General features: G+C 35.6%; 18 protein-coding genes and 5 tRNA genes. 5 read left to right on the forward strand and 18 right to left on the reverse strand.

The window, feature by feature from the left end:
• Nucleotides 1-73: 73 nt before the first annotated feature.
• Entirely contained in the window at nt 74-1,138 is a 1,065-nt protein-coding gene (locus FBR08_RS01585; protein ID WP_158961023.1) for a tetratricopeptide repeat protein, read from the reverse strand.
• A gap of 182 nt (nt 1,139-1,320) precedes the next feature.
• Here FBR08_RS01585 and FBR08_RS01590 point away from each other — a divergent pair, with 182 nt between their 5' ends.
• Complete coding sequence (locus FBR08_RS01590; protein ID WP_158961025.1) at nt 1,321-1,791, forward strand: DUF4265 domain-containing protein; 471 nt, start codon at nt 1,321-1,323, stop codon at nt 1,789-1,791.
• Between the two features lie 51 nt (nt 1,792-1,842).
• Here the strand turns inward: FBR08_RS01590 and FBR08_RS01595 are convergent, their stop codons facing one another.
• From FBR08_RS01595 to FBR08_RS01620, 6 genes are all read right to left on the reverse strand, one after another.
• Nucleotides 1,843-3,504 carry an MBOAT family O-acyltransferase gene (locus tag FBR08_RS01595; RefSeq protein WP_158961027.1) on the reverse strand — a complete coding sequence of 554 codons (1,662 nt, stop codon included), beginning with the start codon at nt 3,502-3,504 and terminating at the stop codon, nt 1,843-1,845.
• Nucleotides 3,491-4,939 carry a LysM peptidoglycan-binding domain-containing protein gene (locus tag FBR08_RS01600; RefSeq protein WP_158961029.1) on the reverse strand — a complete coding sequence of 483 codons (1,449 nt, stop codon included), beginning with the start codon at nt 4,937-4,939 and terminating at the stop codon, nt 3,491-3,493. The genes FBR08_RS01595 and FBR08_RS01600 overlap by 14 nt, the downstream gene beginning before the upstream one ends.
• Entirely contained in the window at nt 4,923-6,401 is a 1,479-nt protein-coding gene (locus tag FBR08_RS01605) for an SGNH/GDSL hydrolase family protein (RefSeq protein ID WP_158961031.1), read from the reverse strand. The genes FBR08_RS01600 and FBR08_RS01605 overlap by 17 nt, the downstream gene beginning before the upstream one ends.
• A gap of 32 nt (nt 6,402-6,433) precedes the next feature.
• Entirely contained in the window at nt 6,434-8,212 is a 1,779-nt protein-coding gene (gene argS, locus FBR08_RS01610) for an arginine--tRNA ligase (RefSeq protein WP_158961033.1), read from the reverse strand.
• A gap of 165 nt (nt 8,213-8,377) precedes the next feature.
• Nucleotides 8,378-9,499: a helix-turn-helix domain-containing protein gene (locus tag FBR08_RS01615; RefSeq protein ID WP_158961035.1), complete on the reverse strand. Its 1,122-nt coding sequence runs from the start codon at nt 9,497-9,499 to the stop codon at nt 8,378-8,380.
• A gap of 9 nt (nt 9,500-9,508) precedes the next feature.
• On the reverse strand, nt 9,509-11,086 hold the full coding sequence (locus FBR08_RS01620) for a helix-turn-helix domain-containing protein (RefSeq protein WP_158961037.1): 1,578 nt from the start codon (nt 11,084-11,086) through the stop codon (nt 9,509-9,511).
• A gap of 663 nt (nt 11,087-11,749) precedes the next feature.
• Here FBR08_RS01620 and FBR08_RS01625 point away from each other — a divergent pair.
• A complete protein-coding gene (locus FBR08_RS01625; RefSeq protein WP_158961039.1) occupies nt 11,750-13,030 on the forward strand; it encodes a DUF7507 domain-containing protein in 1,281 nt (426 codons plus the stop codon).
• Between the two features lie 130 nt (nt 13,031-13,160).
• Nucleotides 13,161-13,586, forward strand: a complete 426-nt coding sequence (locus FBR08_RS01630) for a PH domain-containing protein (protein WP_158961041.1) — start codon at nt 13,161-13,163, stop codon at nt 13,584-13,586.
• Nucleotides 13,587-13,753: 167 nt separating this feature from the next.
• Here FBR08_RS01630 and FBR08_RS01635 read toward each other — a convergent pair.
• The 7 genes from FBR08_RS01635 to FBR08_RS01665 all read right to left on the reverse strand — a co-directional run bounded on the left by FBR08_RS01635 (nt 13,754) and on the right by FBR08_RS01665 (nt 16,807).
• A tRNA-Val gene (locus tag FBR08_RS01635) sits at nt 13,754-13,828 on the reverse strand.
• A gap of 24 nt (nt 13,829-13,852) precedes the next feature.
• Nucleotides 13,853-13,927 (reverse strand) — tRNA-Val (locus tag FBR08_RS01640).
• 23 nt (nt 13,928-13,950) lie between these two features.
• Nucleotides 13,951-14,025: transfer RNA gene (locus FBR08_RS01645), tRNA-Val, on the reverse strand.
• Between the two features lie 24 nt (nt 14,026-14,049).
• A tRNA-Val gene (locus FBR08_RS01650) sits at nt 14,050-14,124 on the reverse strand.
• A 46-nt stretch (nt 14,125-14,170) separates the two neighbouring features.
• Nucleotides 14,171-14,248 (reverse strand) — tRNA-Val (locus FBR08_RS01655).
• A gap of 87 nt (nt 14,249-14,335) precedes the next feature.
• Complete coding sequence (locus FBR08_RS01660; protein WP_158961043.1) at nt 14,336-15,553, reverse strand: bifunctional folylpolyglutamate synthase/dihydrofolate synthase; 1,218 nt, start codon at nt 15,551-15,553, stop codon at nt 14,336-14,338.
• A gap of 165 nt (nt 15,554-15,718) precedes the next feature.
• The gene (locus FBR08_RS01665; RefSeq protein WP_158961045.1) at nt 15,719-16,807 is read right to left on the reverse strand and encodes an anhydro-N-acetylmuramic acid kinase; all 1,089 of its coding nucleotides are present in this window, start codon (nt 16,805-16,807) and stop codon (nt 15,719-15,721) included.
• Nucleotides 16,808-16,905: 98 nt separating this feature from the next.
• Between FBR08_RS01665 and FBR08_RS01670 the strand changes: the two genes are divergently transcribed.
• Nucleotides 16,906-18,048 carry an acyl-CoA dehydrogenase gene (locus tag FBR08_RS01670; protein WP_158961047.1) on the forward strand — a complete coding sequence of 381 codons (1,143 nt, stop codon included), beginning with the start codon at nt 16,906-16,908 and terminating at the stop codon, nt 18,046-18,048.
• An 82-nt stretch (nt 18,049-18,130) separates the two neighbouring features.
• On the opposite strand, the gene FBR08_RS01675 is transcribed toward FBR08_RS01670, so the two are convergent.
• Entirely contained in the window at nt 18,131-19,009 is an 879-nt protein-coding gene (locus FBR08_RS01675; protein WP_158961049.1) for an energy transducer TonB, read from the reverse strand.
• Between the two features lie 285 nt (nt 19,010-19,294).
• Here FBR08_RS01675 and FBR08_RS01680 point away from each other — a divergent pair, with 285 nt between their 5' ends.
• Complete coding sequence (locus FBR08_RS01680; RefSeq protein ID WP_158961051.1) at nt 19,295-21,739, forward strand: ATP-binding protein; 2,445 nt, start codon at nt 19,295-19,297, stop codon at nt 21,737-21,739.
• 126 nt (nt 21,740-21,865) lie between these two features.
• Here the strand turns inward: FBR08_RS01680 and fabV are convergent, their stop codons facing one another.
• The 3 genes from fabV to FBR08_RS01695 all read right to left on the reverse strand — a co-directional run bounded on the left by fabV (nt 21,866) and on the right by FBR08_RS01695 (nt 25,383).
• Complete coding sequence (gene fabV, locus FBR08_RS01685; RefSeq protein WP_158961053.1) at nt 21,866-23,062, reverse strand: enoyl-ACP reductase FabV; 1,197 nt, start codon at nt 23,060-23,062, stop codon at nt 21,866-21,868.
• Between the two features lie 253 nt (nt 23,063-23,315).
• Nucleotides 23,316-24,422: a helix-turn-helix domain-containing protein gene (locus tag FBR08_RS01690; protein ID WP_158961055.1), complete on the reverse strand. Its 1,107-nt coding sequence runs from the start codon at nt 24,420-24,422 to the stop codon at nt 23,316-23,318.
• Nucleotides 24,423-24,432: 10 nt separating this feature from the next.
• The gene (locus FBR08_RS01695; protein WP_158961058.1) at nt 24,433-25,383 is read right to left on the reverse strand and encodes a helix-turn-helix domain-containing protein; all 951 of its coding nucleotides are present in this window, start codon (nt 25,381-25,383) and stop codon (nt 24,433-24,435) included.
• Between the last annotated feature and the right edge of the window lie 716 nt (nt 25,384-26,099).

The following is a 26,099-nucleotide window of genomic DNA, read 5'->3' on the forward strand; positions in this document are numbered from 1 at the left end:
TTGGTGTATTTTTTTCACAGCCATTCTCCTATAAAAGCGAAAAGAGGAATAACTTTCCTCCTTTTCGCTTTTTTTATTTTTCTTCTACTTGCTGTTCTAACTCGGATGCTTTTTCCTGTATCCACTCTTGCATCCATTGCTGGAAGGACTCTACTTTCTTCTCGTTTTTATCTAGCCATTGTTTATTTCCCCCAGGAGTCATCTGATAAATATAGTTACAAAAAACATCCTTTTCTCTTATTGCATTAAAGAAAGGTACATAAAACACTAAGTCTAATTCCAACATAGAAGCTGGATTTTCTGTTTTCACTCCTTGCAACAAACCTAAAAAATTAGTAGTCCTATCACAGAATCCTTGTATATCTTGTCCTATTTTCAGTTCGAAATTTGCCGCAGCATTGAGCACTAATCCCATCTCAACCATTCCATACTTGGAATCTGCTTCCAAACTTCCTTTTGGAATTGTTAGATTGACTACATTTTTCTCCTCTGTTGAAACAGTCACCCCATGTGCAAAGGATTGCTCAATCAATTGCAACATCTTTACACTGCGTGCCGAATGCTGATCTAACAACAAGAAAAAGTAAGCGGACAACATAGATTCGATGCGCAACTGCTGACTTTCTTTTAGAACAGCCAACATATAATGCGAACTAGCATGTAGGGGGTTATCGTAAATACCCGCTACTAAAGCCCGTTCCGCTCCATCAAGATTATTCAGTTTAAAATAACAGATAGCCAAGTTGTAATACACCATAACATCTGCCTCATATTTTTCTATCGTATCTTCTAATAATTCAATTGCTTCCTGTACGCGATTTTGATTACTTAACGTCGATGCTTTAACTACAATAGCAGGAACAGTATATCTCCCTCCTCTTTCGATTGCTTTATTACTGTATTCAAGGGCTAAATCATATTGTTTCGCATACATATAACTCATGCCTATTTCATAATATGCAATACTAGAATTTGGATCTAATTCCAACATTTTTTGGTAACTCTCAATGGCCTTTTCATACTGTCCATTGTCGTGATAAGCAATTCCTTCTTTTACTAATTCTTCCAATTGATTTTGAGCTTGAACTGCTACAAGGGAAAACAGCGATAAACACAGAACGATTACATACTTTTTCATAACGAAATGATTGGAATTATTATAAATCTTAAGCGTCCAAGATACTCCTTTTTTATTTTATTAACCAGTATACCCTTTAAATGGTACAACAAATATTCTCGAGGTTATTAGTAATTAAATTTATACCCCTTATCTTTGCAAGTGAAGAGCTACGACTAATTCCCTAATTTAAAAAGACAAGTATGAAAGAACAATACGAACAGATTGCCATTCAATATCACAGTGAAGTATTAGAAAAAGAGACAGAAGAGATTTTATGGGGAATTGTAGTTGATGCAGAGAAAAATTTGTTTCAGATAGACAATATTCCGTTCTATGGTCCGGAATTATCTTGCGAAGATGTGGTGCATGCCACCTATGATGAGAAAGCAAAGCGCTATCAAGTGGTACACGTGGAGCAACCTTCTGGAAACACGACAGTTCAAGTGATGGTACTCAAAGAAAAATACAACCGTGAGGATTTGTACAACGAGATTTTATACGCACAAACGGAAATTGAATTAGTAGATGATTATTACTTCGTCATCAATGTCCCTGCAAAAACAGATTACAAAAATGTATATGCCATTCTAGCTGCTTTAGAAGAAGAACAGGTTATTTCTTTTGCTGAGCCTAATTTATCACCAAAGCACAATGCAGATATTAGAAAATAAAAAAAAGCCTCGTAAAAAATGAATACGAGGCTTTTTTATTTCTATTTTTTCTTAGAACTGGAAGTAAATAAAGGGTTGCGGACCTGCTGTAGCAGTTGCATACACCACCCAAAACACAAATCCCAACACCACTGATTTAACAAAGATTGGTGCAACATTAAACCATTGATGAGGAATAGCCATCCAACGTTTAGGAATAAAATGCCATACAAATCCAATAGCGATTAACAAAAATACATTTTTGTATCCCATGATAATTGTTTTCCAAGCTTCCCAATCGTATTCAAGATCTGCAATATTATAAATGATATTCAATGCCGTATCAAATGAATTCGCACGGAAGAAAATCCAACAGAACGTAACAAAGTGAAACGTCAAAATAATGGAAATCACGCGCCATACAAAAGAAGCGGGTTTATCTTTTTTACGCGGAAACAACTCCATCACTAATTTGTGTACAGCTAGAGCAATTCCGTGTAAAGCCCCCCATACGATAAAACGCAAGCTAGCCCCGTGCCACAATCCCCCTAACAACATCGTGGTCAGCAAATTGAAGTTGGTAAACAAACTCTTTTCTTTTGTTTTAGACAAAGCGATGGTCAATAGAAACACAACCAAAGATAAAATACCGATAATCAAAGGGTAAATACTCGAGTTGTAGCTATACACTCCCCAACCTATAATTCCAACGAAAAACAGCCCTGGAAAGAAGTATCCTCCAAACGTTCCCTTTCGATTCCCTCCTACTGAAATATAAAGAAAATCCTTTAGCCAAGTAGATAAGGAAATATGCCATCTTCTCCAAAATTCCGTAATAGACGTAGACTGATAAGGCAGATTAAAGTTCATCGGCAGGCGATAACCCAATAGCAAAGCAATACCAATAGCCATATCAGAATATCCAGAGAAATCACAGTAAATCTGAATGGCATAACCGTAAGAAGCCATTAAATTTTCAAAAGCAGTATAACTATTTGGAGCATCGAATACGCGATCTACAAAATTAATGGATATATAATCTGAGATAACAGCCTTTTTTAAAAGCCCTCCAATAATTAACAACATTCCTTCATTTACCTGTTCTCTTGTAACTAAAAGATTGGAGTAGATCTGAGGAATAAAATCCTTTGCCCGCACAATAGGTCCAGCGACCAATTGAGGAAAGAAAGAAATGAAAAACAGATAGTCTAAAAAGTTTTTAGTGGGTTCTATTTCTTTGCGATAAATCTCAATAATATAACTAATCGACTGGAAGGTATAAAACGAAATTCCAACAGGTAAAATCAAATCATCTAAATGGAATTTGGTATCTGCGAAGAAATTAAATCCATCTAAAAAGAAATTGGTATATTTAAAATAGCCTAATAATCCGAGATTTAACACCACACTTAAGGTGAGTAAGAATCGCTTTTTCGCCTCATTTGTACTGTGGTGGATGGTATTGGCAAAGGTGTAATCCATCAACGATGATCCTATCAAAATGAAGAGGTACAAACCACTTGATTTATAATAGAAAAACAAGGAGAACAGCACCACATACAATAAGCGGGCATGAAACGTTTTTCTTAGACCAATATAAATAACGTAGAAAACAATAAACATCCCCAAAAACAAAGCCGAGTTAAACAACAAGGGTTCTTTGGGGTTAAATGTAAACCAGTGAATCACGTCATCCAAGGTTACAGTGGGCAATTCTATATTAAATAGACTCATTTGTCTGTGTAGTTTCTGTTGAAAAATAGTTCTGATATACCTTCATTAATCCTTCAAAAAACAAGGTTCCAGTATATTCATAACCTTTAATGGTATAATGTACTAAGTCTTTGGACAACATTTGTTCATCAATCAAATAAGGCAATCCCAGGGTGCCTCCTAAGTTGTAATACATATCCCAAATCGCATAGTTTTGCTCAATGCCATTAATGATAATTTCATTGGCCAACGTACTTGCTATTGTATTGGGTTTTCCTTTTGAAAAATAACTAGGGGGCGGTGAGGTAACTAAAATTGACGTTTGCGGGTTTCTAGTTTTCACTTCCATCAAAAATCGATTGATCTCCTTTCTAAAACTCGCTCCATCAATTTTATCAAAAGCTTCATTTGTTCCCAAGGACAAGATAATCAAATCTGCTTCCAGTCCTTCTAATTGTTCAAAAAACAAAGGATACTTGTTGTAATCTGAATAGCGTGCACCATTAACGCCAATCGTGTGGTATACGATTCCCGGTTGATCATTTTCTAATACCAGTCCATTTAAGTCATTCGACTCATTTTGAGCCACAGCATACAGATAAAACTGTGCTGTTGTACTAGGGAAATCAAAAGAAACAAACGTTTTTTGCTTGTTGTAATTAACAGGATGAAACACCGAAGTAGCAAGCTGTGGTCGTTCAACTTCTTTTGTGGGAATCACTAAAGTTTTACCTGCTTGTATTGCGGTAGATTTTAACTTATTTAATTGTTTTAAATGCGCTACTGTGGTATTGTATTTTTGTGCAATACCCGATAGTGATTCTCCAGCTTTAATTTTATGTGAACTCGTCTTAGCGACTGTTGTATTGGTTAAATTCAGTTCGCGATCCGTTGTTCCTACCCGATACGTCAATTCGTCAGTAGGGGTAAAAAGTTTCACTCTAGTGAAAGCAAATTTACTTTCTCTCAAATCGACCTTAATCACTGCGTCTTTGGTACTAGAAGACAAGGCGATGCCACTCAACCCTACTTTAGCGCCATTAACTGGATAGATATTTCTTCTGTTCTCCCAGTCAGAATTACTAGAATAACGCACGAAATTATTGCTATTGGTACGTGCTAACTGATAGGGAAAAGTAAATCCCAATCCCCCATTTCCAAACTGTTCTTGGATCAAATTGCGCACTTTTCCACTAAAAAAATCAGCTTGAATATGCGAATCTCCAATGTGAACAATATTGACTTTTTTTCGCTCGCCCTGACTCAATTCTCTCAAGCTAGTAAAAAAATGTTTTAATTGTTCTGGATAATAAATCATATTCTTGTAGGGCTCATTTAGTGTATCTTGTACCTGAGCTGTATCTATATCTTCCTGATCTTTTGGTTGTACTTGAGCTAAAATACTCGTGCTCACCAAAAGCAGTAGAGAAACCATAACTTTACTCCCTTTCTTCATTGGACACCGTATCTATTTCTTTTTGAACTTTATTTCTATGTAGGGAATCTTCATTCAAATTACTTCTCCCTCTTTGTCTAGTTTCCCCTCCTTTTTCTTTTTTATACGTAGCGTATCCTTCTTCTAATTGTTTAAAAATTAAAGCAGATACCGTTTGTGCACCTCTAAAATTAAAGTGGGTGTAATCTTTATTAGCTTTCGCTGGTGATCCTTCTACCCATTGAACCATCGAACCTTTTCCTCCCATCGCCTCATATAAATTGAAAAAACCCGTTTTGGATTCCATTGCATACTTGCGCTGTGCACGCATCAATGGGGTTACCGCTGAATCAGTTGCCATGGTCAAATCATATTTCGTCGACTTATCAGCTGTAGAAATAACTAAGATGGATGCTTTTGGAAAACACTGTCTTAAATGACTAACGACTTTATTCATTTGTTTGGTATACCAACTGTAATTATGTGATCCATAATTTAATACATTGGTTCCATAATGTAAGATAATCAAGCTATAATCCAATTCTTTTTGGAATTTCTGCATGACAGCTACGTTGAATAAAGATAAAGGTAATCCGGAGTTTCCGCGGCTTGAAAAATTATCTACCTGTACCCCCGTTGGACTACTAACATCGATACCATATAACGGAATCGAATCCGCATGAAGAAATTGCAATTTCAATTGTTTGATTGAACTTCCTCCGGTCAATTTCAGTTTATTCAATGCTGTAGCGGCATTTAAGGATTTTCGAAGGGTATCTTTTTGCATAATAACCTCAACTGTACCGCGTGTATTAGTCGATCTACCATAATACAATGTTGGGTTATTCAGCGTCGTCATATTGCGTATATTACCTGCTTGATAACTTACCCAGGTAGGTCTTACGGTGTCTTTAACAAAGAACACTTGTCCACCTACACCAAACGGTTTGCGTGGATTTTTTACATTTAAATAAGACTGAACCTTCCAATTTGGCGAATACTTATGCGTCACAGATCCCCTAGATTGAGAAGACTCCGACGTAATTTGGATAAATCCAACCCCAGAACCCCCGTATTTATCTTGGTAATTTTTGCGCAAATCTTGAACAATCATATCACCATCTGTCATAGAATCTCCATAATAGGCGATACGCGCACGTCCTTGATTTTCCATCTCTACTTGGTACAAACGGCTAAAGAAGTAATCCAAAAAGACCATTCCTTTAAAGCTTGCTTCCCCTTCATTGGAAAACAAATCTTCTTCTTGAATGACAAGTACTTCTCCTTCTTCTGTATCAGAAGCAGGAGTAGTTTCTCCTTTTACGGCTACTTTTTCCTCTTCAATTGCCTCCAATAACAAGCTGTCAATTACCACATTGCTCGTTTTGGGTTTTTCTTCCGAAAAAATCTTTTGAGGCAAATTTGCCTTAAAGAATAAAAAAAAGCCACTAGCCAATATAACAATGGCTAATGACTGTATCATGTATGATTTTACTACTTTCACAAAGAACGAAATTACATACGATTTGGTACCGCAATTCCCAACAAAGAGAATGCGTCTTGGATCACCAAACCAACTTTTTGAGATAATTGTACTCTAAACGTTTTCAACGTTAGGTCTTCTTCTCCAAGAATAGAAACCGATTGATAAAAAGAATTGTATTCTTTTACCAAGTCATACACATAATTTGCAAGTAAAGCTGGACTATGTGAACGTGCTGCATTTTGAATTACTTCTGGGAAGTCTTCCAACAACTTAATTATTTCCTTTTCTTTCGGATCTAAAGCGATAGCCGTTATTTCAGTTGATAAATCAAACGCTGCTCTGCGCAAAATCGATTGAATACGCGCATAAGCATATTGAATAAACGGTCCTGTATTTCCAGCAAAATCGACAGATTCTTCCGGATTAAACAAGATGCGTTTCTTAGGATCAACCTTTAAAATATAATATTTAAGCGCCCCTAAACCGATGGTGTTATAGAGCGTTTCTTTTTCCTCTTCCGAATAACCTTCTAATTTACCTAATTCTTCTGAAATCGAACGAGCCGTATTGGTCATTTCTTCCATTAATTCATCTGCATCTACAACCGTACCCTCTCTACTCTTCATTTTTCCTGAAGGTAAATCTACCATTCCGTAAGACAAATGGAATAAACTATCGGCCCAATCAAACCCTAAGCGTTTCAGAATCAAGAACAACACTTTAAAGTGATAATCTTGCTCATTTCCAACGGTATAGACCATCCCTCCAATATCAGAAAAATCTTTTACACGTTGAATCGCTGTACCGATATCTTGTGTCATGTACACGGATGTACCATCTCCACGAAGGACTAACTTTTCATCTAATCCATCGTCTGTTAAGTCAATCCAAACAGAATTATCTTCTTTTTTAAAGAATACACCACGTGCTAATCCGTCTTCAACAACATCTTTACCTAGCAAATACGTATCACTTTCGTAATAGTTCTTATCAAAATCGATTCCCAAGTTTGCATAAGAAACGGCAAAACCATCATATACCCATTGGTTCATCATTTTCCATAACTCAATTACTTCAGGCTTTCCAGCTTCCCAATCCAATAGCATTTCTTTTGCCTCCTTTATAATTGGCGCTTCTAATTTAGCTTGATCTTCTGTCAGACCACTCGCCATCAGATCTTTAATTTGAGCCTTGTACTCCACATCAAATTTCACGTAGTAGTTTCCTACTAGTTTATCGCCTTTTAATCCTGTTGAGGTTGGAGTTTCTCCATTGCCAAACTTTTGCCAAGCCAGCATAGACTTACAAATATGGATTCCTCTATCGTTGATAATTTGTGTTTTATACACCTTTTTCCCCGAAGCTTTTAAAATTTCAGCAACCGAAAATCCAAGTAAGTTATTGCGTACGTGACCTAAGTGTAACGGTTTATTTGTATTAGGCGAAGAATATTCAACTAATACTGCTTTATCATTTGCGTCTGGAGTTTTAAACCCATAGTGTTCCTCTTTATTCATCTCCGCAAAAGAAGATAAATAGTAACTTTCTGCAACAACTAGATTCAAAAATCCTTTTACGACATTAAACCGCTCTATTTCAGTTGTATTTTCAACTAAATACTCACCGATTTTAGTTCCTATTTCGATAGGATTTCCTTTAATCTGTTTTAAAAATGGAAAAATAACAACTGTAATATCTCCTTCAAATTCTTTCCTAGTAACTTGATATTCTACTTTATCAATTACTACATCGTACAGCTCTTTGGCTGCATTTATAATCTGAGGAGTTAAAATCTGATTCAACATCATTAACAAAATTTAATAGGCAAAGATAATTCTTATTTTATCATGAATAAAATAGATAAAAGGAAAATTTATATCCAAAGGAATTGGTTTTCTTATTTTATTTTAGAGAAGCGTTCTTTTTAATTGATTAATCCGGCTGTATTCCTTCAAAAAAGCAAAAAAAGAAGGCTATAATTCCTTATTTGTTTCTCTCTTTCTATATTCTAGTGGTGGTAAATCATGTAAATCTTTAAATGCGCGATAAAAAGAGGTAGTAGAGCTAAAGCCTACCTCTACGCCTATTTCTTTTACGGATAGCTCAGTATACTGGGAATTCGTCAACATTTGTTGCGCCTTCGATACACGAATTGCATTGACATACTGATTAAAATTAGTTTGTAACTGGTTAGAAAAAAAATAGCTCAACTCATACTTACTCGTTTCTAAAGTTTCGGCTAACTTGGTTAGACTAAGGGTAGAATCAAAGAAATACTGAATTGGCAATCCTGCTAAAGATTCTTTTATCATTTGCAAACGTTGAATATCTACATTTGATTTCGCATATTTAGTCCATTCTTTTTTGTCATTCGTTCTTGGAGCTGTAGCCTCGGACAAGGGTACAAATCGTTCACGATGCTCTTGAGGTACAAACGCGTATAGCTTAGCTATATATTGCTGAAGAAAAACTAAACTCAAAAACAACAATACAAAAATAAATAGAAGTAAGCTCACCGTCATCATCCACTTGAAATTAACAAAAAAAACGGCTACGAACAGACTGCTATTCAAAATAAAAAAACAACTAAACAACAGGAAAGGCTTCCCTTTCTTATGAGGTACATTTTTTAAAGCCGAAAGGAATAAAAAACTATAATACAACATAGAGACAAACAAGAGAGCCACGAAGGATAAAAGAAAAACCTCCTCTTCTATATCAAAAAGATCCTGGATAAAAAACTCAATCAAAGTCAATATAGCTAAGACATAAGATAAATAAAACTCAACTATATATCCTTTATTTCGGTTGACTATTTTGTTCGACTCGATAAAACAAAAATAATAACTAGGCCAAAACAAGAATAGGAATCCCACAATGACATGATTGACAATACGCTCACTCTGTACAATAAATACAATTAACTCAACGATTGAAAATAAAAGTATTAACCAAGTAAATTGTCGCCTTCTATCAAAGTGATTTTCTTTTGAAGGATTGATTTTACCATCTAAAACCAAAGTAAATACATTAACTACACACAGTATTGTAAGGATGATAACCGCAAAAAGACTTTCTATCGTATACAATTCCATGATAAGCACTTATTTTTTTTCTATTTTTTCAAGGTATTGAATAAAAAAAGAAGGATTAACACCAATACTCTTTTTAAACTCTACAGAAAAACTACTATGAGAACCAAACCCCACAACCTCTGCTAGGTGACTAATTTTGTAGTCTCTATATTCTTTTTCAAAACGCATGAGTTTCACACTTTCTAAAAGCCTTAATTGTGTAAGATAGGTTTTAAATTCTACTTGCTTATGTTTTTGAAAAACATAAGCAAGAGCTGTTGTAGTTGCTTGACAATATTCTGCCAGCATTTCTAACGTAAGTGCGCTATTTGTAAAACGCTTTTCTTGCTCAAAGCGAAGCAAAGCTTCTATGATTGCTTTTTCCTTTTCATCACAAGGTATATTATACCAACTCAATCCTTGAAAAAAGGCGGCTAACTCACTTTCTTTAGCTTGAACTATTTTTTGTAAAAAAGCAGTCGAAGACTCTTCCCCTGCTTCATTCTCCTTATTTCTTTTGCGTCTTATAACGAAATAAATTCCTGGAGCCAACAACAAAACAACTAAAAATGAAACAATTACAACTAAATACTTTTTATTTTTAGTTGTAATTTCATCTTTAAATTGTTGCTGTTGTTCTAATAATTCATTAACTGTTTTTGTTCTAAACGCTTCTTTTTCGTGTCGTTCATTCAAGTACAATTTATTATACTTGCTATAATTTTCCCAATCCTCAATGGATTCATAATATTCTCTCAAATAATCATAACAAGTTTCCTTGAGATCTCTATTATCATTAACTATCGCTATATGTAACCCTTTGTGATAGTAATCTAAAACTTGATTAGCTGTAACCGGGCGCTGTTGTAACACATAAAGTTTTGCTAATCCTGCATAAATATATCCTAAAGCAAGGTAATCTTCAATGTCCTCCTCCTTCCTGATATATTCATATCCCTTATCATATGCTTTTTCTGCCTTGTCATATTGCTTGAGTTCTAGGTAATTGATTCCTCTATCCTGTTCTAGCGAACACATATAGTGGTTATAATGAATAAGTGCTGTGCCAACTTTAGCGATATAACTTTCCGCACGCTGGATACTCAATAGAGCTTCATTATAATTTTTTTGATCATAATAATAAGCTGACAATAAATGATAATAATAAAAATAGGAAAAATTGCGATCATGTTCACCTGGAACAAGTGGAATTACAGTTTCAATCTTATCAAAATACAACTTAGCCTCATTAAAAAGACCCAAACGACTGTATTCAGCTCCAACGAAACCATACAAACGGCTCAACCATTTATAGCTTTTGTTTTTTTCTGCTAAATCAATCGCTTGAAAAGCATATTGTAAAGAAGTTGGAATATTAAATTCATCGTGATAAAGATAGGCATGTATAAAGAGAGCGTGTACTTTCACATGAATATCAGTCTCATTTTTATAAATTGAATCCACCAAGAAAAAAGCTCTTTCTTTATTTTTCGATCGAACCTCTGTGAGGATATTTGCCAATAGCATTTCTGATTTACTTACTTGTGCTTGTGCCAAGGTGCAAATGAGAAGAACGATAAGTATCCCAAAATTTCTTTTTTTCTTCATCCATTTTTTATTTAACATTCAATACCATCGCGCTCATTTGAATAATCATAACCACATCCTCAATCGCAATTACTTGGGCAATCCTAAATTTTTAAAGCGAATCAATGCTATTTCTATCAAACATGCAAATTACGAAAGAATTTCAGACTTTTTAAAATCTATTATTACGCTCCAAAGCCAATTTTTAAAAAAAATAACTCTTGTTAACACAATCTCACTATTGACGAAGGTTGCGATAGATTTGAACCAACTTTTTCTAAACATCAGAAACAAACTACTACTTTACCCCTACATTCACTGTAATTTATTCAAATTAACTGCTAATTCTCAATATGTAAATGTTAAAAAAGTCAACGAGAAAAAAGTAAAAAGACTTAATTCAAAAAAATAACCTAACACACTAACAGTCATTAACTTAATCAACATTACCAAATTATTAGAAAAGATTTTATTACTTTTTTGAAAAGCCTTTGCTTTCTTTTTTCGACAATTTTGAGACAGATATAATCACAACCTAGGAAGGCTATCTTTTTCGTGCGTTGCGTTTTACGTAGCAGCACTTCGTCGTCCCCACAACAAGTATACAGATACCTTCCTTCTTGTGAGAGACTTTAACTAAGTCTCCTATCATACTATTTCTGTAAAAAATGAACCAAAATTGCTATGAAACGAAAAAAAAATCAGATTCTATTCAGCCATTTAATCTTCTTATTCTTTAGTTTGTCTTTGGCATTTACGAGCACAGCTGGGAATGCCAATTGTACAAATCCACCAAACTCTATTTTGCTTACTCCAACTAGAACAGTATTAGAAGCAGGAAAATCGTACCACATTAATGAAAACACAACCTTAACAGGAAATAGTCTTACCATAAAAGCTGGTGCTAAATTATACATTCCTACAGGTGTAGTTCTTCAAGCTGGAGGCACCATGCACATGGAGGGAGGAGAAATCAACATCTGTGATCATGCTGGTTTTTTCTTCAAAGGAGCGGTAAATATTGGGAAATTAGCGAGTCAAAAGGACGCTATTATCAATGTAGGAAATTTTAGTTTTTTTAGCGTTAATGGATCCATCAGTCAACTTGACCCTTCTAGCGGAAACGCAGATACCCCTGGCAAAGCACAATTTAATTTAGGGGATGGTGCAAATATCAATGTTTGCGCTACCCTATCTATTGCTTCCCTTCACTATCCGATGGTTAACTATGTTGGTGTTGGTGATGTCAATGCCAATGTAGTCAATCGCGCTCCTGCCGCAGGTACGCCTGGCGCACGCTTATCTGAATCAGAATTCGTCAATTGGTTTGCCTTAGCCGGTTTGGCGCACGTATCACCAGGAAACGCAAACTTGTGTACCAATGCTTCGGCTTGTCAAGACATGTGGCCTCCAGGGCTAAAACAAGAGATTGAGGGTATCTGTTCTGAAACGGGAGGAAATACCAATCCCAAACCCGCATTAACCCTAACCAAAACGGGTAAATTTAACGAAACAAGTGAAAATGAAGGATATGCGAGTATTGGAGAGACTATAACGTATACTTTTAAAGTAAAAAACACAGGAAATGTTCCTTTGCGAAGAATTCTAATTACAGATGATCGTTTAACAGATCTTCCTACACCTGCGTACATGAGTGGAGACACCAACAACGATGGTTTACTCGATACCACAGAGACCTGGACCTATCAAGCGATTTACACCCTAAAAGAAGAAGATATAGATCGAAATGCAGTATATAACATTGCTACAGTAAAAGGTTCTGATTTCAAGTATAATACAGCTACTGCAACTTCTTATGATCCTAATCCATTACCTTTAGACACACCGGATCACCCAGGCGTGCTAGCTGACTGTCCTAAATGTACGATTGTACTATTAAAAGAGTACTTCCTTTTAGTCACCAATCCACATATTATACAATTAATGAGAAACCTCGATGATTAACCTCTCGTTAAAAAAATAATCTATACGCAAGACTTAGTAATCAAACTAAGTCTTTTTTTATCATCTTCCCCCAGTTCTTTTCCTATCCGCTTTTTTACCTATATTTGATTCAAAATCAATCAAATTGACTATGAAAAAATTCCCAGCAAAGAAAAAAGGATTCCTTGTATATCCAATCATTGCGAGTATTATTCCCGTGGTTGTTTTTTTCACCCATGAAGGTAGTCTAAAACACCTCTGGTTTGACTTTGCTCTAAGTAGTTTGCCCTTTTTGTTATTGATTTGGATCTACTTTTCTACTACCTATTGGATTCAGGACAATCACCTACATTATCGATCTGCATTTATCCGTGGAAAGATAAGCATTATTCGCATCAATGAAATTCAATTAAACAAGTCGTTATGGGTGGGATTAAAGCCAGCTCTAGCTACCAAGGGAATGATTATCACGTACAACACCCATGATGAAATCTACATAGCCCCGATTGACAATAAAGAGTTGGCAAATGAATTAATAGAAATTAACCCTGATATTAAAACAGTAAATCACCCCTAATTAATAAGGAGGCATTCTTTTTGAGGGAAATTTCACGATCAGTGAATAAGGGTAAAAAACATTTCGAATCGCTATATCAATCAACGCAAGACGCAAGTGATACACAATAGAAGCTTGTACACTATAAAACAAAAAAAGCCTATTCAAATGAATAGGCTTTTTTGTTGTGGGCGATGAGGGATTCGAACCCCCGACCCTCTCGGTGTAAACGAGATGCTCTGAACCAGCTGAGCTAATCGCCCGAATTGTATGTAATCTAAATATTGTGGGCGATGAGGGATTCGAACCCCCGACCCCCTCGGTGTAAACGAGGTGCTCTGAACCAGCTGAGCTAATCGCCCGAATTGCGTTAATTAAAAATATGTGGGCGATGAGGGATTCGAACCCCCGACCCCCTCGGTGTAAACGAGGTGCTCTGAACCAGCTGAGCTAATCGCCCGAATTAACTTTTATTTAAATATTGTGGGCGATGAGGGATTCGAACCCCCGACCCCCTCGGTGTAAACGAGGTGCTCTGAACCAGCTGAGCTAATCGCCCAAATAAATATTTCTATAAATTCGGAATATTTCAATATGTGTAAGAATGGTGGGCGATGAGGGATTCGAACCCCCGACCCTCTCGGTGTAAACGAGATGCTCTGAACCAGCTGAGCTAATCGCCCTTTCTTAATGAACGTGTAATCATGTGTTGATTACGGGTGCAAATATACGACGGGATTTTATGTTTGCAAGCTTTTTGAAACTTTTTTTTATAAAATTTCAGCTACCACAAACGTACTCCCTCCTATATAAATCAGGTCTTCTACCCCAGCCAAAGCTTTAGCCTGCGCATAAGCTTCTGGTATTGAATCACAAACAACTCCCTCCAATCCAAATTCCTTCGCTTTCTCTGCTAAAATATTCCCATCTAATCCGCGAAAAATAGTTGGCTTCGCAAAGAAATATTTAGCCTCTTTAGGCAAAAAAGGCAATATACTTTGTAAATCTTTATCATTCACCACACCAAAAACAAGATATAATTGCTTGTATCTTTCCGTTTTTAGCTGTTCCATTACAATTGAAAGACCGTGTTCATTGTGGGCCGTATCTGCAATAACCTTCGGATTTTCTTGTAAAACCTGCCAACGTCCTTGTAATTTTGTATTTGCCACCACGTTATTCAGTCCATTTACCTCATCTTCTGCTGTGATTGAAAAATCTTTTCGCACTAATGCAATCACCTGACGAACAGTTCGTATGTTTTTTTGCTGATAGATTCCTTTTAAATCAGAGGTCCACCCATTAGACGCAAAAGTTTCTGAAGCAAAATAAATCGGGCTTTCCATTTCCTTAGCTTTAGCGATAAAAACGGGTTTTGTTTCAGCTGTATATTCTCCTATCACTACAGGAATGTGGGGCTTTATAATTCCTGCCTTTTCTCCAGCAATTGCCGCTAGTGTATTTCCAAGAAACGCAACGTGATCTTTTCCTATATTCGTAATCACAGATACTAACGGTGTAATAATATTGGTTGCATCCAATCTACCGCCCATCCCTACTTCTATAACCGCAACATCTACCTCCTCTTCTTTAAAATACTGGAAAGCCATCCCCACAGTCATTTCGAAAAAACTCAGGGATTCACGTTCAAAAAAAACTTTATTTGCCTCGATAAAATCAACGACAAATTTTTCTGTTATCTCTTCTCCATTTATTTTGATGCGCTCTCTAAAGTCTTTTAGATGTGGTGAGGTATATAACCCTACTTTATAGCCAGCTTCTTGTAAAATAGAAGCCAACATAGAGGAAGTCGATCCTTTGCCGTTTGTACCAGCAATGTGTAAGGTTTTAATCTGCTTTTCGGGATGGTTTAAATGGGCCGCTAATTTTTCAATATTCGACAAATCTGCTTTGTAAGCAATTGCTCCTTGTTGTTGGTACATTGGAAGTTGTTCAAACATCCATAAGACAGTTTCTTGATAGGTCATGGCTTAAAAAATATAGGACGAACGCCTACGATCACTAATTATTTTTTATAAATCTCTCTGTTTCAAATACTTTAATAAAACAACGTTTTACTTTGAAAAAGTCAATCAAAGATAGGTCGTTTTGCGGCTGTTAACCAAGTAGATTAACGTTTTTAAACCACACAATTACCACACTGGATCAAAAATATCGTAGATAATACCCGCACTGTGATCGTATTGCGCTCCAGTAACACTAGCTAATGTATTGACTTCATCTCTCACCTTAAGCACGCCCAATAAAGCAAAAATAAGCGCTTCCTTGTAGTTAATCAGCACAGGTTGCGGTATATCAAATTGATAGGATGCCGCATGATAACGAATGCGCTCCATCAAATAGTGATTAAAAGCTCCGCCTCCGGTCACTAAAATTCTCGCTTGTTCGGGCAATTGAATCCCTTGAGCAATTTGCTGTGCAATATGTTCTACAAACGTAGCCAAATAATCTTCCGCCGTTTGAGGATACAATGCTATTAAGGGTTGAATATGACTCGCTACAAATTCAACGCCCAATGATTTTGGCGCCGTTTTCGCATAGTAATCCAATCCATTTAGCGCTTCCAATAAAGGAGAAGATATTGTACCTGCTTGCGCTAATTTTCCTTCATCATCATATAAAAAACCACAGCGTTGTGCTTGTTCATTGAGCAGAACATTAACAGGGCACAGATCATACGCAAGGCGATAATTCAGTTTATTTTCATAAGAGACGTTCGCAAAACCACCAAGATTCAAACAAGCATCATACTCGCTAAAAAGCAAGCGATCACCTATAGGAACTAAGGGAGCTCCTTGGCCTCCTAACAGTACATCTTGCACGCGAAAATCACAAACCACCTTATGTTGAATCAAATCCGCCAAAATGGGTAGATTTCCAATCTGAACGGTATATCCCAAATCGGGGCGATGTAAAATAGTATGTCCGTGTGAACAAACAAAGTCAACAGATTCTAAGGCGTGTTCTTGAATAAAGGCAGTAATCACTTCCGCTAAATGCACGGTATACTGTTCATCTAACACATCTAATTCTACCTTATTTAAAGTAATGGCTGTTTTCAGTTTCTTTCTCCATGTTTCTGTGTAAGGCATCGTTTGCCCTTGTTCAATTTCAAACGACCATTTTCCTTGATTGAAAGACAAGGTAACATAGACCAAGTCGACTCCATCAAGAGAAGTTCCTGACATGATTCCGATAACGCGGTATTGACTATTTTTCATAGGTATAAATTTACGCATACTAATTGAATATTTGATATTATTCCGCTATATTTGAACTTCTAAATTTTACAGATTACAAAGCATAAAATAAACAATCAATGGATTTTAAATTAACAGAAGAACAACTAATGATTCAACAGGCTGCGCGTGATTTTGCACAGACCGAATTATTACCAGGTGTTATTGAAAGAGACGAGCATCAAATTTTCCCAACAGAGCAAATCAAAAAATTAGGTGAGCTTGGTTTTTTGGGAATGATGGTTGATCCAAAATATGGAGGAAGTGGATTAGATAGCGTATCTTACGTACTAGCAATGGAAGAAATTGCAAAAGTTGACGCTTCTACTGCTGTAGTTTTATCTGTTAATAACTCATTAGTTTGTGCAGGTTTAGAGAAATATGCAAATGAAGAGCAGAAAGAAAAGTACTTAACTCAGGTAGCTTCAGGAGAAGGAATCGGAGCTTTTTGTTTATCTGAGCCAGAAGCAGGATCCGATGCAACTTCTCAAAAGACAACGGCTATTGACATGGGGGATTACTACCTATTAAACGGTACAAAAAACTGGATTACCAACGGTAGTACAGCCTCTTTTTACATTGTAATTGCACAAACAAATCCAGAAAAGAAACACAAGGGAATCAATGCTTTTATCGTAGAGAAGGGATTGCCAGGATTTGAAATTGGAGCAAAAGAGCAAAAAATGGGAATCCGTGGATCTGATACTCACACCTTATTATTCACAGACGTAAAAGTACCAAAAGAAAATCGAATTGGCGAAGACGGTTTTGGTTTTGCTTTTGCGATGAATGTATTGAATGGAGGGCGTATTGGTATTGCATCTCAAGCACTGGGAATTGCACAAGGAGCCTATGAATTATCGCTTAAATACGCCAAAGAGCGCAAAGCTTTTGGAACAGAAATCATCAATCACCAAGCAATCGCATTTAAATTAGCAGATATGGCAACACAGATTTCTGCTGCTAGAATGCTTTGTTTAAAAGCTGCTGCTGAAAAAGACGCAGGGCAAGATATTTCAGTTTCTGGTGCTATGGCAAAGTTATTTGCTTCTAAAACAGCAATGGACACCACAATAGAGGCAGTACAAATTCACGGTGGAAATGGATATGTACGCGAATATCACGTTGAGCGTATGATGCGTGATGCTAAAATCACACAGATCTATGAAGGAACGTCTGAAATTCAGAAAATTGTTATTTCCAGAGGAATTTCAAGAGACTAAATTTTATTCTTTACACATACAATAAAAGCGATCCAATGGATCGCTTTTATCTTTTTAAACCTATCTATCAATTTATCTCCCTTTACTGTACTTGAATCGTTATCGGTAAAGTGAATTGAGATCGTACTGTTCGATTATCCTGACGAGCAGGCTTCCATTTTGGCATACTCTTCAATACACGAATCGCCTCTTTTCCTGTTCCATATCCAGGATCACGCAATACTCGAATATCTGTAATGCTCCCGTCTTTTTCAACAACAAAAGACAAAATCACTTGCACCTTAGCTGTATGATCAGGTACGTGTATTTCGCGGAACTTAGAAACAAACGTTTGGCTAAAATGCGCCATGCCTCCCATAGGTTCTGCTTTTTCAGTTGTAAAATGAACAATATCATTTCCCCCTTCTTTATCATCGAGAATTTCTGTGCTTGTACCCGTACCATCCACAACAACTCCAGGGATTTCATCAATTAAAATTTGTCCTTCCTCATTGCCTTTTATCGTTGTACTACCGATTAAAACATCGACTAAATTCTCTTGCTTAGCGGGTTCTTCCGTTACTTCGGTGGCTGAAGCTACTTCTAGTATAGTAAATCGCGCTACATCCATGCTAGAAGCAGGTGCACTGCTCTCTTCTGTCTTAGGTTCTTCTACTACTGGTTTTACGTCTTCTAATTCATCCTTTGGAAAATCTAAATCATCCAGCTCTACGGGTTGATCCAACGTTCCAAAATCACAATAGATGATTTCTCCAGCTGCCAATCCACTTTCTTCTTCAAAAAAAGAAGAAATAGCCGTTGGTACAACAAATACAAAAGCGAATAAACACAAACCACTTCCCAAAGCTAAGAGTGTAGTTCTAGGACTTTCTAGACGTAATTTGTAGGCGCCATATTGTTTATTTCGACCTGCAAATACAATATCTAACCAATCTTTCTTAAATAAATCATTTTTTGCCATAACGAACTGTTTTAATTGATTAAACCTAATACACGTCACAATGCATCTCCCCCCCTTCATTATTACATTGTTTCTAATAAAATTAAACAATAATAATTAATATACAAATAAAATAGACACAACCTTTAAAATTTAACAAACTAAACAAACTAAAACAAAACATATCGCAACACAACAACAACTCTTTTCCTATTCTTGTATCGCTAAAAATCATTGCAGGATAAAATCAAAAAATGCAACGCAACATTTTGTACATTTGTGGTTCAATTCTAACGAAACACCAACATGAAACCCACAAAGTCAATCAAAATAAAAATCATATTCTTATATATTATTCTATTAGGAGCAGTGTTCTTTTCGGGTTTTTACATATACAAAGAAGCTAAAAAATTCACCTTACCCGAGGAACAAGTAGTCAAGGAAAACAACAAGATTTTTCTTGTTAGTAGCACCCTAAACAACCTGTATTCATCCGAGATTTACAGCAGAAATGCCATCGTTACTGGAAACAACAAAGACATTCAAAGCTATTATTCTCATTTGGATACTTTAGTTAATCTAATAGATCGTATTAAACTAACGACAACAGACCAAGCCATTCATCAAAAAATTGATTTGGTCCAAGGCCTATTAAAAAAGAAAAAAGTCAGTTTTAACAATATCATTAAGGCGAGAAAAGAGATTAATGAAGATCGAAACTACAGCGAAGCTATTGACAAGATTTACAATATTCGCGATGAAATAGAAAAGAAAATTCAGCCCATCGTTATTCAATCCAAAGAAAAAGAAAAGCGAAGCGGTTGGGCTAGATTATTTAAAGGCGATCACACCGATACCATCACCAAAACGATTAATTATCCCAACGTTACTGATTCGCTGATCAATGCTATGGAAAGCATTATCCTCAAAGCACAAGAAAAAGTGAATCAACAGCAGGCAAATCTTTTAAAAGAAGAACAGAAACTCGTCATTGAGAATAAAAACATCACCAATGAATTGCGTAAAATCCTTGAGAGCATTGAACAAAACCTACTAACGCTTTCCTATCAAAATATAAACGAATCTAAAGCACGTATAAGCACAGCCTCTACTAATATTGCTTATATAGGAGGTTCTGCTTTATTCGTTATTATTATTTTGGGATATATCATCATCAAAGACATCAACCAAACTCAAGAATATCGTTTAAAATTAGAGCAACTCAACAAAGAGCGAGAAGTATTGTTGCGCAGTAAAACCATGTTATTTGCTACGGTAACTCACGATTTACAAACACCTTTAGGCAGTTTAATTGGCTTCTCCAACCTGTTAGAGTCGGCAGAATTAAACGCCAAACAACGTCAGTACCTCAACAACATACAGAGCTCAACGCAATACATTGCAAATCTAATTAACGATTTAACGGATTTCTCTAAATTAGAAAACAACAAAATCAGCATTCAAGAAAAGGCATTTAATCCAAAAGATCTGTTGGAAAGCATATGCGCACCTTTAGTTCCCAATGCAGATAACAAGAAAATCAAACTAAAATGGACGGTAGATCAAGCCCTGAATAACACCTTCATTTCAGACCCCTATCGCTTGAAGCAGATTGTAACTAATTTAATTACCAATGCGATTAAATTCACCCAAAAAGGCGGTGTATTTATAGAGGCGATTAGATTAGAAGACCAATTGCAAATCAAGGTTATCGACACGGGGATTGGGATTGAACAAAATCAAATTGAAAATATATTTAAGGAATTTAGTCAAGCCAATGAAGGAATAGAAAAACGCTTTGGCGGAACAGGATTGGGACTTAATATATCCAAACGCTTAATTGGTTTATTAGGAGGTGAAATAAAAGTAGAGAGCATCTTAGGAGAAGGTTCTATTTTTACCTTGACCATCCCTTTAGAAGAAGCAGATATACAAGTAAACACCCATACCACAGTTCATCAGTACAAAGAGCTATTTACCGTGTTAAGTCAAAATAAAATTCTCGTTGTAGATGATGATAAAATTCAACTACAATTGATGGAAGAATTGCTTTCGCCTTTATTCAAACAAGTCGAAATACTCAACGATTCATCTGAAATAGAATCTATTTTAGAACAGCATACGTATGATGTTATCCTCAGTGATATTCAGATGCCAAAAATGGATGGTTTTGAGATGATTGAACTCTTGCGTACAAACCCAAAGTACAGTGCAATTCCCGTTATTGCCTTATCAGGTAAACGCGACCTCACACTTGAAGATTTCACGCATGCTGGGTTTACTGCTGCGCATCAAAAGCCAATTCAATTACAAGAGTTATTAATCCTCATCACACAACTGCTACATCCGGATTATCAAGTTGATTTTAATCCCGTATCCAGTAGTACATCACTATCGGATGAGAGACCTGCGCAATTATACGATATAAATCAAATTAAACAATTTATAGGCGAAGATAGTGCCGCCCTACGCAAGTTTGTCGTCATTTTTGTTGATAGTACGCAAGAGAATCTACTAGATTTAAACTATGCCACAGATGATTTTGACTATGATACAATTAGCAATATTGCACACAAAATGTTGCCTATGTTTAAACAACTTCACATCCATCACCTAGTGCCTTCGTTAGAAAAATTAGAAGATAAAACCCTGCTATTTGAAACAAAGCAGGAGCTAGCTCAGTATATTCAAACGCTTGCTCAACAAATTCAAGAAGTTATTCAAGATTTACAAGAGCAGTATTTGGATTGAAGTTCCTTGAAATGCGGTGAGTTGTGATGTGGTAGATTTTCAGCCAAAAAACAATCAACCTTATTTAAGAATATTCAACCGATACCCCATAAAAAAAGGTGCCCTTTTTCAAGAGCACCTTTTTTATTATTTTATACTAGCTACATCTACCAGTTCATTTGTTTCAGCATTGTAGTCGATCGCGTCAAATTCAAATCCGAATAAATTAAAGAAGTCTTTTCTGTACCCTTCTAAGTCGGAGATTTCATTGATATTATCTGAGTTAATTTCCACCCAAAGTTTAGCTACTTCGGCTTGAACATCTTCTCTCATTTCCCAATCATCTACTCTAATTCTTCCTTCAGAATCAAGAACCATTGTTTTATCTGCATATAAACGACTGTCGAATAAGCGATACATTTGCTCAATACATCCCTCGTGAATATTTTTCTCTTTCATTACTTTGTACAACAAAGAGATATATAACGGCACTACTGGAATAGCAGAGCTCGATTGTGTCACTAAAGCTTTATTTACAGAAACATAAGACACCCCATGTAAATCTACCAATAAATTATTGATTGTAGGAACGGTTGCTTCTAAATCATTTTTAGCCATTCCTATTGTTCCATTTCTATAAATTGGATACGTCAATTCTGGTCCGATATAAGAATACGCTACTGTTTTCACACCTTCTGCTAAAACACCAGCTGCTTTCAAGTCTTCCATCCAGAATTTCCAATCTTCACCTCCCATTACAGCGATCGTATTATCGATATCACTTTGCTCTGTCACAGGATCAATGGTTATATTCGATACTACACCTGTATGAAAATCAACCGTTTTATCAGAAAAAGGTTCATTAATAGGCTTTAAAACAGACGCATAAGCTACGCCCGTTTTCGGATGAGTACGTCTCGGCGACGCTAAACTATATACTATTAAATCTACTTGACCTAAATCTTGTTTAATCAATTCGATTGTTTGTTTTTTAATATCATCAGAGTAAGCATCTCCATTTATACTTTTTGCATATAGACCTGCTTTGGCAGCTTCTTGTTCAAAGGCTGCTGAATTATACCAACCTGCAGTTGCTGGACGGCCTTCTGTTGCAGATTTTTCAAAAAACACACCGATAGTTGCTGCGTCAGAACCAAAAGCTGCAGAAATGCGTGATGCCAATCCAAAACCAGTAGAAGCACCAATTACAAGTACTTTTTTAGGCCCATTCGCTATTTTTCCTTTTGATTGAACATATGCTATTTGTTGTTTAACATGTGCTGCACATCCTTCAGGATGAGAAGTTAAGCAGATAAATCCACGAGTTCTAGGTTGTATAATCATTCTTTCTATTTTTTTACTTTACTACGCTGTAAATTATTTTTCTTGTTTCGAATTGATAGTATCAATGCAAATACAAATATAAGCAACTCTTTTTATATGCAAATGAAATAGTGTAGAGAAAATAGCAATAGGTGAGCTTAAGGGCAGATTGCTTCCCTTGGGTGATTTTCATCGATGAGAAGAAGGTTTATCTACTAGGAGAAGTGTTGTTCGCTCAATGCGTTTTACAAGGTACAAAACGCACAGTGCACACCTATCTCTTTTGCAAAATATTCGCAATATACTCTGAAGGAGATACGCCTTCAAATTTTTTAAAAGCTCTAAAAAAAGAGGTTCTAGAATTAAATCCACATTCATCACCTAATTCAGAAACTGAGATATCAAAATTTCTTTTCTCCAATAATTCTTTGGCGTATTCCACTCGTAGTTTATTGATGTAGGCATTAAAATTCATGCCATAGGTTGTTGAAAAGAACTGAGACAAGTGGTGTTTGGCAATCTTGCTTTCACGTTCTAAATCATCCAGTGTAAAATTGAGTTTGAGGTAGGATTTTTTGTCTTGCAACACTTGTTCTACCTTTACTTTATAAGTTTCTAAAACATCATCTGCAAGCTTTGATTTTTCATACTTCAACAACAGCTGCTCCTCTTCTACTGACACAGGTTGTGGAGCAGTTATGGCAACCACTTTGACGTATTTTAATCGCGTCATATAATAGTTAAATATCACGACAGAAAAACACAACAAAGCCAGGTAAGTCACTGAAAGATCGTAGTATAATATACTTCCGTAAAACACAACTCCCATCGAAACTAAAGCCATGAAAATCATAATCCACATCACCCTTAAAATCAGAAGTCGGATATTGTTGTTCAGCATCAACTTATTGATTTTAAAGTACCCAGTAAATGCATAGCCAATATACTGAAATACTTCAAAAGAGTAGAGTACCATTAAATAGCCGTAGGCTTCTTCACTGTCAATATCTGTCGATTTACTCACAAAATACCCATAAAAGGCCAGCAATAACAAAGTGGGAATGAAATGTAAAATAAAGAAAAAATACCTTGACGTATTGGTCACCACCTTATTCACTTCATCCGACAATAAAACCAAACAACAATAAAATGTCGGTGCGTAAACAGTATTTAACGGCAGGCCTAAACTCAGAAATTTATAATCGGAGAACACAAGCCTCAAGCACAAGATTACAATGATATGCAAAACAAAAAACAACAAAAAAGCATGAAGTGTTTTTTGTGTTTTTGTCGTTGTTGTCAGTGTGGAATTGACGATAAACGAGATGCTACCAAAAATAATTGCAGCTGTTAATACAGCTAAGTTGAAATAAAATTCCATACCGATACTACTAAGCTATTTGACTGCGATATACCGATGGTGTTTTTCCAACAAAAAGCTTAAAGTATTTATTAAAGGTTGATTTAGAACTAAAACCACATTCTTCAACAATGGCTTCAATGGTCAGATTATTGCGTTCTTGCAAAAGTTCTTTTGCATGTAAGATTCGATATTGAGCCACCATGTGATAAAAAGAAGAATTCAATTGGTGGTTGATTACAGTAGAAACTTCTTGTTTGCTCAAACCAACTGCTTCTGCCAAATCCTCTAAAGAAAATGAATTAGTCAAAAACTCATCACTTGTTTCAAAAAAGTCTACAATCGTTCGTTCCTTATCTTCAACAACATAGCTATAGGATTTAATATCCGCTTTGTTTACGATAAAAGTAGGTACTTGATTTAAAATGGTTTTGTTACTTCCATTGATCGTAACCAAACTCAGCAAACTGAACAAACAAACCAATACAGACAATCCCGTTTGAAAAAACACATATTCAATACCGAAGTCAGCATAAATATAGGTAACTAAAAAGAATATCACTTTAGCAATTAAACACGCAATCATATAGTTGCAAAAGAAACCAATAAACCCTAAAACGCTTTGATTAGCCGAAGAAGGTTTTATCATCTTTGCTTCTTTGTAAATCAACATTAAATAAGTTAATACATAGGCAAAAATAAGTGATCCTATATATTTAAATGGGAATAAATTCGGCAATAAAATCATTAAGATCACAACGCTAAAATGCAGGATAAACTCTCCTACAGATGGTTCGATATGACTAGCCGTTTTTCTTGTAAAAAAATACAATAGCGGGATAGCTAAGTGAATAAAATTTAGATTTACACCTAAGTAAATCACTACAAGTTGAATAAGAGATATTGCCAAAATACTTTTAACAATGCTCTCGAAGTTAAAATGGTTTTTTAAAGAACCATCAAATGTTTTAATTAGTTTCATAATGTTAGTGGTGATGATGTATTAATATTAATACCTCTACCCTCACATATTGCGTCGTGACAATACTGCATAGCAATATAGGCACGATTCTCTATTAAGTGGGGACTTAAGATAATAGATGCTCGCCTATTACTACTTTTTTTACTTTCGTTTAAAGCGTGACAAAATTATTATTTATTTTTTAGATTAACATATTATTTAACACTACAAAATGAGATTTACATATTCTTCACCTATTCGCATTTTACTTCTTATAATAATTAAATTATCAAGACAAAACACTTAAAGTTACTAAACATATCCAGCAAATTATTCAGATTATCATATTAATTTATCGCCATTTAATACAATAAACACAATTGATTATCCAATTAACTGCTTATTTACTTCTAGCCTTCCACTTGTTTCCAACATTTTTATATCGAGTAAACAACATAAAAGCAAGGGTACAAATCATCTAGGCATCAAAATCTCATTTCATCTATACATTAGACTAGAACACCCTAAAAAAGTCACATCCACATTGGTAATTTCAACAAAAAAAACCAAGAACAATTCATTGATTTATACAATAAAAAACACATCTATCAATAAAGAAATTAAATAAAGCAAAACAAAACTTGTATAACGTTAAATTCAATACACATAACACAATTTTAAATTTTAATTTATCACTCCATTTTTCTGTAACTTTCTCTATTTATCCCCACCCTTAA

Source organism: Myroides fluvii (genome assembly GCF_009792295.1).
GTDB classification, from domain to species: domain Bacteria; phylum Bacteroidota; class Bacteroidia; order Flavobacteriales; family Flavobacteriaceae; genus Flavobacterium; species Flavobacterium fluvii_A.